This is a genomic window from Phyllobacterium sp. A18/5-2 (assembly GCF_025452215.1).
Taxonomy (GTDB): Bacteria; Pseudomonadota; Alphaproteobacteria; order Rhizobiales; family Rhizobiaceae; genus Phyllobacterium; species Phyllobacterium sophorae.
This window is the reverse complement of sequence record NZ_CP104966.1, coordinates 2,530,821-2,542,212: the sequence shown is the minus strand read 5'-3', so window position 1 is coordinate 2,542,212 and position 11,392 is coordinate 2,530,821. Positions and strand designations below refer to the sequence as shown.

The window sequence follows — 11,392 nt, the reverse complement described above, 5'->3', positions numbered from 1 at the left end:
GCATCTGAACGCTGGAATTAAGGCGCAATCGCGCGGCAATTTCAGTATAATCGATCCCGACGGAGGATTTTAAGATGAAACGAAGCGCATTTGTCCTGATGCTTGGTCTTGGCTTCCTGGCGCAACCTGTACTGTCGCTCGTGGATGCGGGCGACGTGCAGGCCGCAGTTCGCAAGAATGTCAGCGAATATGCCGGTCAGCGCTGCAGCCCGCCGCCACGTGGCAGCGGGGTTATCATCGGGCGATTCCAAGGGTACATGGACTCACCGATCATTTCCAACGGCGATTCACGCTGGCCGGTCTCGGCCTATCGCTGCTTCCGTTCGTTCGACGAATGCCGGGGCTGGCTTTACACGATGCAGAGCAAATACATCGCCTCGACATCCAATACGATCGCCTGCGAACGGCGGTAGGATGGCCACAGACCTGTTCGAGAGACCAGCCTGATGGACGGCTGCTTAAGCGGGCCTGCCCTTCCAGACAACTTCGCTGACATTGAGCTTCTTCGGCAGGATCTTGAGATCGAAGAACTCGTCTGCCAGAGCCTGTTGATAGGCGACGGCGCCGTCAGAGATCGCGGCAGCGCTGCCAAGATCTGAACCCTTGCGCGTCAGGGCAACGCGCTGGATGTCCTCCGGCACGCCAGTGATCTTCGAAAGCGTCTTGATCGTCTCGTCGAGATTCTCCTGCGCGCTTCTGCCAACGATGGTCAGTTCATCGAAGACTTCCGTCAGCACATCGCCATGCGCCGCGGTGAAGTCACCGTTGCTGAGAAAAAACGACCATGATTCAACGATACCCTCGGCAGTTGCCAGGACCCGCGTTTCCGGCCTCTTCTCGGCAACGGCAAAATAGGGGTCCCAGATCGCCCAGGCATCGATCTGGCCGGCGGTGAAGGCCGCAGCCGCATCGGAAGGCGAAAGGTCGGACGCGGTGACGTCCGCAACCGTAAGCCCGGCCGAACGTAGTGCTTTCACCGTGAAATTGTGGGCGCTCGATCCTCGCTTGAAGGCGATGCGCTTGCCCTTGAGGTCGGCGATCGACTGGATGGGCGAGATCCTTGCGGACCAGTATGGCCGATCCTGCCGGTGAGCCCCTGTATGTTCCGGCATAGAGCAGATTCCCGCCCGCGGCCTGCGCAAAAAGCGGCGGCACATCGCCGGTCGGCCCGAAGTCGATGGCACCGGCACCGAGCGCTTCCAGGAGTGGGGGGCCAGAGGAAAACTCCGCCCAGCTCACGCTGATACCGCGCTGTTCGAAGCGCTTCTCCAGTGCACCCTGCCCCTTTGCCAGCGCCAGCACACCATTCTTCTGCCAGCCGATGCGCAATGTTTTCAGGGGCTGCGAAGTCGCGCGGGCGGCGAATGGCAGTGCTGTGGCGGCGGCAACGCCGCCCAAGAGAGCGAGTGTCTGTCTGCGGTTCAACATTGGAGCTTCCCTTTCCATGACCCTGGCGCCACCCCGGGGGCACCTTGCCGGAAAGCATGGCGCAAACGACCGGTACCATCGACGTCAGAATTGCCGAACAATTGCCGGTAAAGGAAAAATCATGCCTGCTTTGGCGAAGTGTGCGAAATCACTTGGCGGGTGCGGGATAGCCATTGGGATGTGCAGGCACCGCTTTCAGGTAGGCGGCGATTGCATCACGGTCGGCGGATTCGAGGTGCGCCGTGTTGAGGACAACGTCAGCCATCGAGCTGCCGAGCGAGATCGAACTCCGGCGTGAAGCCGCTCTCCAACGCATAGGCGATGTCCTTCTGCGACCACGAGTCGATGCCGCCCTCGCCGCCGGTAATATTCGGAACCACGCCCTTGCCTTCCGCTGCCGTGGCGCCCGCCAGCCACTGGGTCTTGTCCATTCCACCAATGGCATTGCGCGGCGTATGGCACTCGCCGCAATGGCCGGGGCCTTCCACCAGATATTGCCCGCGCTTGATCGCGTCGCTCGCATCGGCAATCGTCAGTACGGGTTCTGGAGACAGATAGAGGCGTTTCCACAATCCCAGCCCGCGCCTGATATTGAACGGGAAACCGAGCTTGTGCGGCCCGGCGACATTGTCCGACGGCGGCAGGGTTTTCAGGAAAGCATGGAGGTCGGCAATATCCTGCACCTGCATCCGCGCGTAGGACGTGTAGGGAAAGGCCGGATAATAATGCCTGCCGCCGGGCGAGACGCCTTCCAGCATGGCATTGGCGAGATCATCGAATGACCAGTCGCCAATGCCCTGTTTGGACGGAGAAATATTCGGCGTCACGAACGTGCCGAACGGCGTGACGAGATTGAGACCGCCGGCCAGCACGAGCCGGGCATCGCCCTTGGCGCCCGGTGCGGCATGGCAGGCAGCACAGCCTCCCTGCCAGAAAACGCTCATGCCTCGCTGCGGGTCACCCGGGGCCACCGCCGCGAGGCGCGCCGGATCGACATGGGACGGAGCCGTCAGGAACCAGAACCCGGCCCCGCCAATAAGCGCCAGCAGGATAATGAGCAATCCAAGCTTGCGCATCATGTTAGAAAGCGATCTCTTGAGAAGCCAGCCCGATGAGGTGGCTGGCGTGATTTTCGCGAACCGGAGCGCAGTGGACATCAAGTCCATGAGCACCGGAAGCGCAGAAAATCACGTCAGATGACCCCCGGGGTGAGGTTATCAAAGGTCGCTACTCTTTCTTGATGCGGAAGGCCTTGTGACAGGCGGCGCAATTCTCCGTCACCTGGTTGAAGGCCACCTTGAAGCTCTCGAGATCTTTCGGCTCGGCCGCAGCTACCTCGGCCGCGTCCTTCTTGTACTTGGCCAATGCGGCCGTGAAGCCGGCATTGTCTTCCCAGATCTTTGGCGAAGCGGTCGTCTCGCCGCCCTTGTCCGAGCCAGCTGGAAACAGTGTGGCCGGATCGATCTTCTGCGCGTCCTCATTGAGGTGCTTGAGCGCAGCGATCACGGCAGCAGCGTCGAAGGGCTTTTCACCTTTGATGATGGGTGTGATGCTGCCGACGGTCTTTCCCTGATCCTTCATGATCGCCTGCCGGTCCTTGATCGGATCGGCATTCGCTGACGCCGAAAAGACTGCGATGGCAAGCAACGGCGCCGCAGCAAAAGAAATCAGTCTGTTCATGGAGTCTCTCCCAACTCTTGTGGCTAAAATGGTTTGGCTTCAAGGGTTTCCGGCTGGCACTCTAGATTAAAGATCGCGAAAAGCACCCGCACCTGGCGATCACATTTTCGTATGTTCGCTGTGTTCGGGTTTCATAAAAAAAGCCCCGGTCAATTTGACCGGGGCTCTTCATATTGTCAGAAATCCAGTATCACGTTGACACCGCTTCTGCGGTAATAACGGTTGTAGTAGGGACCATCGTCCCAGCTGCGATAGTAGCGTGGACGATCCCACCGGCGGTAATAGCGGCGATCCCAGCGGCGGTCCCACCTGCGATTATGGTAACGGCGGTCCCATCCGTAGTGCCGCCGATCCCAGCCATGATGCCGGCGGTAATGTCTCCGGTCCCAGCGGCGGTCCCAGCGGTCGCGATGACGCACATTTTCGACATTTGGATTGTTCGTGGCCGCTTCAATCGGCTTCTGAACGGTAAGCGGCGCTGCGTTTGCAACTTCGGCCGCACCGAAGGTTCCAACCGATATCAAGACGGCGCATATTGCAGAAATCAACTTTCTCATTGTTCCTCCAGTGAAATGCCCGCTTGGGAAGGGCTTTCAACGTTAACGTCCCTAGAGGATTAGACTTAAGTCCAATCCCATGAACCTTGGATGAACAACGAATGTGGCAGAGTAAAGGATGACCTCTGCCTGATCACTTATCGAATCAAACAATTCACATTCGTGAAAACGGCTGTGGAAATGGTCCCTTTCATCATCGGTATGACAGGCCCGCCGTGGATTGTGCAACCACTGAAGCAGCAACACTTCGACGAGCGTTCTGCTGCCGGAGTTTCTGGCGGCTGCCCTCATAATCGGGAGAGAAATACTCTATGATGCGCGTATGGCCGTTGGTGTTGCTATTGGCCTTTCGGGCCAGGGAATCTGGCCGGGCCAGGCTATGTGCCGGCATAATCGTCAACCCAACGTTTAAAGTCTGAGCGCCAGCCGCACCAATCGGGCAAAAAGATGTTGAGGTTAGGATCGAGACGCAAAGGATCGAGGCAAATTTTCGCATAGCACCTCCAGTGATCGCCTCGCATTTTTGCAAGGCTTTCAATAGGTTAACGCCGACACGTTATACTAAAGTCTGATGATTATCCAGGGCATCGGATTCAACATCGCCCTTGGCCCATAGCTGACCACGGGCATTGAATTGCCCTGCACCAAGATCACCATCTTCTTTGCCCGCTGTCAGAATCAATCCGGGCATTAGCGTTAATGATGCAGCTAAAATTTTATATATATTTTAATGGGTTAGCGCCCCAACGATTGCGATGCGCCGCTCGTCCGACACGCAGGTCTGGCGCTCCACGGCGAATGCCGGCGCGTCCGCTGATACTCAAGCAATTGCTTATTTGACAGTCGGTATTCGGCTTGTTGCTGGGATACTTCCTTGCCAATTCTGTGGCGCAATCAATGCAAAACGGCCCCGCCAGTATGACGGGGCCGTGTGCACGACTAGCGACAATGCCGCCTGGATAGGTATGAGAATAACTTCAGATATTCTTGATAGGTATGAAAATAGCTATAGTTATTTATAAAGAGCGCTCACTCGCTTCGCTAATCGTTTGGTCATGAAATAAGGCTTGGCGTAAATGCACAGCCTTGGCGGCAACATCTTGAATAGTATTCGCGGGGCAACGGAGCAATTCATCCCTGGACTGCCGTTCAATAACCCTTGCAAAGCGCAAACGCCGATCGATTAGCCGGTATTCAACCCCAGCGGCTTTGAATTTCGCCCGGGCCTGTTCAAGCCGTTCGACCTCGCACCGGGCTTCCTTATGAAAATTTATAGCCAACATCAATAGAATTGTTTCTATTCTGGCCTCCATGAAATTGTCGTTCATAGTAAATGGTCTGGGCTTCAAAATTGCGGCGCCTGAAAAGCAGTTGTCATCTCGTACGATCGATTTAAGTGGATTCCACACTTCGCAAAAGTGACAACCTTGTCCCTATTTGATTTCGAGCGATTCGACTACGGTGCCCGCATTGGTGATCGCACATTTTGAAAGCAGCTGTTTTATATGACGAAGTCGAATTCGATTCAGGAGATATTGATCGTCGAAGACCAGCACCTCATGCGGCTGGCGCTCGTGCAGGAGATGCAGGCGGCCCTGCCCCTTTCCATAGTCCACGCGACTGCCACGATGACGTCGGCATTGGAGCAATTGCGTAGAGTCCCTTTCGCACTTGTTGTGATTGATCCGGGTCTGCCTGATTATGATCCAAGGTCGGAAAACGATCGCATGACAGTGATCAAGACGATCGTCGAACGATCCCCGACGGCAATCCACATTGTCATAACCGGTTCGGACAGCGAGAAGGAATGGGAGGCTTGCCGCACCATGGGAGTGGCTGGCTATATCGCCAAGAACAGCCTGAAACCTGGAACAATGTCCACCATCCTGGAGCGCATCTCAGATCATGGCTATTGCGTGGGCATCATGCATGAGACAAGCGTCGCCCCGGAAATCTATCATACCGCCCTGTCACCCAGAGAGCAGGAAGTCCTCGCCTGGATGATGCAACGCCCTGCCGGCGTCAGCCGGAAGGAAATCTATGACCAGCTCGGTGAGCATATGAGCATCGATGCAGCATCGGCCGAACGCTATTATAAACGCGCAAAGGCCAAACTTTTGAAATCAGGGCAGTTGCCAGATTCGCTTTGATGTCAAGGGGTTCCGGCTCTTTTACGAACTTCATGGATCGAGAAACTCCGCATGTGTTCGTAGATTGGCGCAAAGCGCTCGACCGTTTCGCGAACCCGCGCCGGATACATATCAAGATCGATAGCAGTCGAGTTAGGCAGAAACTTTGTGCTGTTGATCGCCTGTCGGTGCCAGGCCTCCCTACTGACCCAATCCTGACGGCTCCCCTCATTCCAGTTCAGCGCTTCAAGCATCGGATCGAGGCCAAGTGCATCGAAATAGCCTTTGACGACGGTTGCGGGACTTTGTCTTAGGATTTCGCCATCGATGACAATGGGAACACGGCCAGATTTTGCCCTAACCCATTCGAAAAGCTGCAATTGCTTTTCAAACCCCGCCTCTTCGTCGGTATAATTGTCGAGGATTTTGTATAGAGATGGGACTGAAAACTGTGGATGCCTGATAAGAAACGTATTAACGCTATTCTCGATTAGGTCGCCATCAATATAATCGATAACGTGATGGGCCATCTCCTTCACGAAGACATTTTTTGTTTTGCTTGCAGCTAATATACCTTTGGTAAGGACCTCAAACTCCGAAACAGCCGCAATTTTGGAATAATTCGCTTCTCTATATTTTAAGTATATTTGGCAATACGGCTCGCCAAAAACTAGGAAATCTCCCCTGTTTGCCACCATTTTTTCAAATGCCGTCGACAACGATCTTGGAGTGCACCATATATTTAACAACATAATTTTTAATATACTTTGTAATATTTTGATTTAATTTAATATTTTTTAATATATACTATGGAGATTACGTTGTCTAGATTAAAATTCTTAATTATTCCAAGATTATTATTATTCGCTTCTGCAATCTCGATCGTTCAAGCACAGGCGCAGGCACCCGACCCCGACACCTTGACCATAGAAGACACTGCCGGCAAAGCGACCGCAACGTACACGATCAGATCCTTGCGCAAAGAATATGTTCTGCAGGAGCGGACGACTGCTACGCCGTGGAGCGGCTTAGGTACGATAGAATTTCGTGGCCCCCTGCTCAAGGACATCCTGGCAAAGAACGGCATTGCCGGCGCCAGGGAGTTCGAAGTTCTTGCGTATAACGATTTCATTTCGAGGATAAGTGCGGTTGAGATTGACGCCTATTCTCCAATCCTGGCGATCGAACAACGCTGTACGGATGAGGATCGGAGCCGAAGTCTTTGTGAGGCCAATCAGACCTATCGCCCCCTCTCGGTCGACGATGGTGGTCCGTTCTATCTGGTCTGGCCATTGAAGAACCTTCCGAGGAATTATGTACCCGGCCGAAATGCCATATGGGTATGGTTTGTGGTGAAGGTGCGGCCCATCTGATGCGGTACCCTTTTCGTCAGTTTGTTCCGGCTGCGCTCTGCGTGGGCCTCTTCGTCTCGCTGGGTCTCAGCATCTGGTCGATATCCCGTTCCGAATCCTACAGGCAGCAAACGGAGGCTATATATGGCCAGGCGCTGGAAATCAGATCCCGAATTTCCCAATCCAAGGAGCAAGTTGCCCGCATAACGGGCTATCTTGAACTGGCAGCCAAGACTGGGGAGCAGAATTTCCATTTGTCTCAGTACGTCAAGCTGCTGCGGTTCAATCTGAAATCTCTGGCGCATTTGGAATATGCGCATGTGTTCCTGGATAACCAAAACATTCTCGGCCTGCAGACAGCAATCAACAGGCTCGACAGCGATCTCATTCCGGTCGGAAAAACGCAACGTGGCTATGGGTCCGCCCTAGTTTCAATGGCGGCCATCGACAACTATCTTGTTGAGGTGGCAAGCAGGACCGTCGGCAATAGCCAGGGGTTGAGGGTTGCGGCACAAATCCAGACTGACGCCGCCCATAACAGACTGAGGCTCTTCGGCGCAGTCTCGGCCCTGATCCTCTCTGCGATTGCCATCTATCACTACAACAAGGTGGGTAGGGACAGGGACCATCACATCCGATCGTTTTCAATGCTCTTTGCTCACATGACACGTACCCGGATCGCCGCGTTGCGGTTATTTCTTGGTTATCTCGATGCGAGAACACTTCCGCCGCCGGAAATGACCGAGGCCGCCTTGCGAACAATTCTGGAGCTGGATTCGATCACCGAGGCCCTGACGACAATCGGACATGCGCGCGCCGAGATCAAAACCCGCGCCGCTCGGCAAACTCATCGAGGAGATCGTCAGAAACTGCAAATACGATACCCGCGTCGAAGCCGATGCCGAGGCGCGTGCGGTTTGCGTACCAGCTTCACAATTTCATCTGTTGATCGACGAACTCGTCGGCAATGCGATCAATGCCGTTGCCGCGCGGGAGGATCCGGCGATTTCCATTAGAGCTACCGTCAAAAAACGGTCGCTGCGGCCCTCGCAGCTGATCCTGACCGTCGTCGACAACGGAACTGGCATGAGCCCGGACCTGCTGGCCAAGGCGAGAGACCCATTTTTCTCCACCAAAGCCGGTGTTCATGTCGGCCTCGGCCTCACCAACTGCGCTGAATTGGTGAAGAGCATGTCGGGAAAGCTGGACATAACGTCCGCGGCGGGAATAGGCACCAGCGTCCGCATCACCTACACGATTTAGACAACTGCCATAGGGCTCTCCAGTCTGGAGGCAGTAGGGCATACAAAAACGGCCCCGCTTGTGACGGGGCCGCTTTCCTGATCCAGAAGCCGATTATTTGGCTTTTTCGTAGAGTTCGAGAACGTAGTCCCAGTTGATCAGGTTATCGACGAACGCTTCCAGGTATTTCGGGCGGGCGTTGCGGTAATCGATGTAATAGGAATGTTCCCAGACATCGACACCGAGGATCGGCGTTGCGCCATGGACGAGCGGGTTCTCGCCGTTCGGTGTCTTGGAGATTTCGAGCTTGCCGTTCTTGACCGAGAGCCAGGCCCAGCCGGAGCCGAACTGCGTGGTGCCGGCAGCGATGAAATCGGTGCGGAACTTGTCGTAGCCGCCGAGATCCGAGTCAACGGCCTTTTCGAGCGCGCCCGGAAGCTTCTTGCCGCCGCCGCCCTTCTTCAGCCAATGCCAGAAATGCAAATGGTTGTAATGCTGGCCCGCATTGTTGAAGAGGCCGGCATTCTTGCCGTAGGACTGCTTGACGATCTCTTCGAGCGAAAGGTTCTCGAGACCGGCTTCGGCAGCCAGTTTGTTGCCGTTGTCAACGTAAGCCTTGTGGTGCTTGTCATGATGATATTCAAGCGTTTCGCGCGACATAAAGGGGGCGAGCGCATCGTAATCATACGGCAGTGCGGGCAGTTCGAAAGCCATGGAAGTCTCCTCTTCGATATAATCTGTGCCGAAAACGCGTTTAGGTCAGGGCAGCCGAAAATAGTGGTTTTCGAGGACCGGAGCACAGTGAACTTTTGGGTTCATGAGCACCGGGCCGCAGAAAATCGCCTTTTGCAGGCCGCCATGGCGTAGACGTCATCCTGACAAAACCTGCGTTCGTTACATAGGTCCGTATTTCTTCGGGAGCAATGCGGAACGGATCAATATTTCCGTCTCATCCGGTTTGAGGGTTAAATTTTCGGCGTCGAGTGTGCAAACTCCCAATAAAGCTCCCTCGCCTTTTTGGCGATCGGACCCGGCTGAAGATCGCGATCTTCAATACGGGTAACGGGAACGACCTTCGAATGGTTCCCTGTCGAGAAAATCTCGTCGGCACCAAGAAAATCCTGCACGCTCAAGGTCGTTTGCGTGGTGCGGAAACCATAGTCGGCAAGCACGTCGATGGTGCGCTTGCGCGTGATGCCCGAAAGGAATGTCCCGTTCGGAGCGGGCGTGAAAATATGCCCGTCCTTGACCAGGAAAATATTGGATGTTCCGGTCTCGGCGACATTGCCGAGCATGTCGAGCACCAGCGCATTGTCGAAGCCGCGCGACTTTGCCTCCAGGATCGCCCGGCCATTGTTGGGATAGAGACAGCCCGCCTTGGCGTTGGTCGGCATGGTCTCGAACGTCGGGCGGCGAAACGGCGAGACGGTAACTGAAAACCCGGTCGGCGCGATCATCGGCGCTTCGTAGAGGCACAGGCAGAACCGCGTCGAGTCCGGATCAGCCGGCACGCCCATGTACCCGCCATGTTCGGCCCAATACATGGGCCTTATATAGACCGCGGTCTCGCCGTCGAATTTCTTCAATCCGTCATGGGTCAGGCCGACGATTTCCTCGGCGCTCATGGTCGGGTTGAGGCCGAGCGCAATCGCCGATGCGTTGACGCGGGCGCAATGCCGGTCGAGATCGGGCGCAACACCCTCGAACCAGCGGGCGCCGTCGAACACCGACGACCCCAGCCACATAACGTGGCTGCGCGGACCCACCAAGGGCACGTTGCCCTCATACCAGTCGCCATCGACATAGGTCCAAGTCACTGTCTGAGCCTGAGTATTGACCGCCATGATGTTGATTCCGTTCCTGCTGGTAATTTTTGCCACCTTATCTCCCCCCTTGCGGGGGAGAAAGCGATTTCAGCATCTTAGCCTCTTTGCTAAGTGCTAGAAATCGCAAGAGAGGGGATTTGCTTCACTGAACTACCCCCTCACTTGGATTTTCCAAGGATTTAGCGAAGAGGCTAAATCCGGGAAAATCCTTTCTCTCCCACAAGGGGAGAGATAACCGGCGTTCTCACGAAGTGTTTATCCGCAGTTGAACGCGCGAATGGCTTGCGCGAGAGCTTTTTGTTGCTGCGGCGCAACAGTCCCCGCGTCGCCTTGTTTGCGCCCTATTGTCAACGGTTAGCCGCCATATTCATTGTGCGTTTAGAGTACAGCGACCACACCGGTGCTTGTTCAACCCGTCCTTCCCACGAATTTGGTTCAATAATGCAAAATACAATTTCCCGCCGCGGCTTTCTTGCTGCGTTGACAGCAACTGCGGCCGCAGGCCTCGCAGGCTGCGCCCAAATCCGCGAGGACATGCCCGTCATCCAGGTCGATGATTACGGCAATCCGCTGATGCAGCCGCAAATGGATGTCGATCCGGCATTCGCCTCCTATGCGGCGATGTATTCGGCACGCGAAGATGACGGCTTTCAGCTGCCGGCGATCCCTATCGAGAAGATGGACAAGCGCTACCTGCGCCAGATCGTCCAGGACCCGACCGGCGAACAGCCGGGCACCATCGTCGTCGATACCAACGACAAATTTCTCTATCTGGTGCGCGAAGGCGGACAGGCCGTCCGCTACGGCGTCGGCATCGGCAAGGAAGGCTTTGCCTGGTCCGGACGGGCTGTTGTCCAGTGGAAGCGCCATTGGCCAACCTGGACCCCGCCGGACGAGATGGTCGCCCGCCAGCCGGAGCTGGTCAAGTTCAGCGCCAGGAATGGCGGGATGCAGCCAGGTCTCAAGAATCCGCTCGGCGCCCGCGCGCTTTATCTCTTCAAGGATGGCGTCGATACGCTCTACCGCCTGCATGGCTCGCCGGAATGGTGGTCGATCGGCAAGGCGGTTTCGTCCGGCTGCGTCCGCCTGATCAACCAGGACATCATCGATCTCTACGACCGCGTACCAAACAAGACCCCGGTGCTGGTGACGTAGTCACACCTGATCCATACATGGAA

11 protein-coding genes and 2 pseudogenes are annotated in these 11,392 nt (G+C 55.6%); 5 read left to right on the top strand and 8 right to left on the bottom strand.

Annotated features, from left to right (window positions below):
• Positions 1-74: 74 nt before the first annotated feature.
• Positions 75-413 (top strand): metallophosphoesterase, encoded by a 339-nt coding sequence (locus tag N8E89_RS12595; protein WP_106666510.1) that lies wholly within the window; start codon positions 75-77, stop codon positions 411-413.
• A 45-nt stretch (positions 414-458) separates the two neighbouring features.
• On the opposite strand, the pseudogene N8E89_RS12590 reads toward N8E89_RS12595, so the two are convergent.
• The 5 genes and pseudogenes from N8E89_RS12590 to N8E89_RS12570 form a co-directional block, all read right to left on the bottom strand.
• Positions 459-1,428: pseudogene (locus N8E89_RS12590) on the bottom strand (aliphatic sulfonate ABC transporter substrate-binding protein).
• A gap of 148 nt (positions 1,429-1,576) precedes the next feature.
• A pseudogene (locus N8E89_RS12585) lies at positions 1,577-2,507 on the bottom strand (c-type cytochrome).
• Positions 2,508-2,655: 148 nt separating this feature from the next.
• Positions 2,656-3,108, bottom strand: a complete 453-nt coding sequence (locus tag N8E89_RS12580; RefSeq protein WP_106666508.1) for a c-type cytochrome — start codon at positions 3,106-3,108, stop codon at positions 2,656-2,658.
• Positions 3,109-3,284: 176 nt separating this feature from the next.
• A complete protein-coding gene (locus tag N8E89_RS12575) occupies positions 3,285-3,665 on the bottom strand; it encodes a hypothetical protein (RefSeq protein WP_106666507.1) in 381 nt (126 codons plus the stop codon).
• A 1,016-nt stretch (positions 3,666-4,681) separates the two neighbouring features.
• Positions 4,682-4,993 carry a hypothetical protein gene (locus N8E89_RS12570; RefSeq protein ID WP_106666506.1) on the bottom strand — a complete coding sequence of 104 codons (312 nt, stop codon included), beginning with the start codon at positions 4,991-4,993 and terminating at the stop codon, positions 4,682-4,684.
• Between the two features lie 177 nt (positions 4,994-5,170).
• Between N8E89_RS12570 and N8E89_RS12565 the strand changes: the two genes are divergently transcribed.
• Positions 5,171-5,815: a DNA-binding response regulator gene (locus tag N8E89_RS12565; RefSeq protein ID WP_106666505.1), complete on the top strand. Its 645-nt coding sequence runs from the start codon at positions 5,171-5,173 to the stop codon at positions 5,813-5,815.
• A gap of 2 nt (positions 5,816-5,817) precedes the next feature.
• Here N8E89_RS12565 and N8E89_RS12560 read toward each other — a convergent pair whose 3' ends face one another.
• Positions 5,818-6,513, bottom strand: a complete 696-nt coding sequence (locus N8E89_RS12560) for a sulfotransferase-like domain-containing protein (protein ID WP_146147848.1) — start codon at positions 6,511-6,513, stop codon at positions 5,818-5,820.
• A gap of 102 nt (positions 6,514-6,615) precedes the next feature.
• Here N8E89_RS12560 and N8E89_RS12555 point away from each other — a divergent pair, with 102 nt between their 5' ends.
• Together N8E89_RS12555 and N8E89_RS12550 are read left to right on the top strand one after the other, a co-directional pair.
• A complete protein-coding gene (locus N8E89_RS12555; protein WP_262260063.1) occupies positions 6,616-7,167 on the top strand; it encodes a putative pterin-binding protein in 552 nt (183 codons plus the stop codon).
• A gap of 786 nt (positions 7,168-7,953) precedes the next feature.
• Complete coding sequence (locus N8E89_RS12550) at positions 7,954-8,409, top strand: ATP-binding protein (protein ID WP_262260061.1); 456 nt, start codon at positions 7,954-7,956, stop codon at positions 8,407-8,409.
• A gap of 93 nt (positions 8,410-8,502) precedes the next feature.
• Here the strand turns inward: N8E89_RS12550 and N8E89_RS12545 are convergent, their stop codons facing one another.
• Positions 8,503-9,102 (bottom strand): superoxide dismutase, encoded by a 600-nt coding sequence (locus N8E89_RS12545; RefSeq protein WP_106666501.1) that lies wholly within the window; start codon positions 9,100-9,102, stop codon positions 8,503-8,505.
• Between the two features lie 251 nt (positions 9,103-9,353).
• The gene (locus N8E89_RS12540; protein WP_106666536.1) at positions 9,354-10,232 is read right to left on the bottom strand and encodes a branched-chain amino acid aminotransferase; all 879 of its coding nucleotides are present in this window, start codon (positions 10,230-10,232) and stop codon (positions 9,354-9,356) included.
• A gap of 423 nt (positions 10,233-10,655) precedes the next feature.
• Here N8E89_RS12540 and N8E89_RS12535 point away from each other — a divergent pair, with 423 nt between their 5' ends.
• The gene (locus N8E89_RS12535) at positions 10,656-11,369 is read left to right on the top strand and encodes a L,D-transpeptidase (protein ID WP_106666500.1); all 714 of its coding nucleotides are present in this window, start codon (positions 10,656-10,658) and stop codon (positions 11,367-11,369) included.
• The last annotated feature ends 23 nt before the right edge of the window (positions 11,370-11,392 follow it).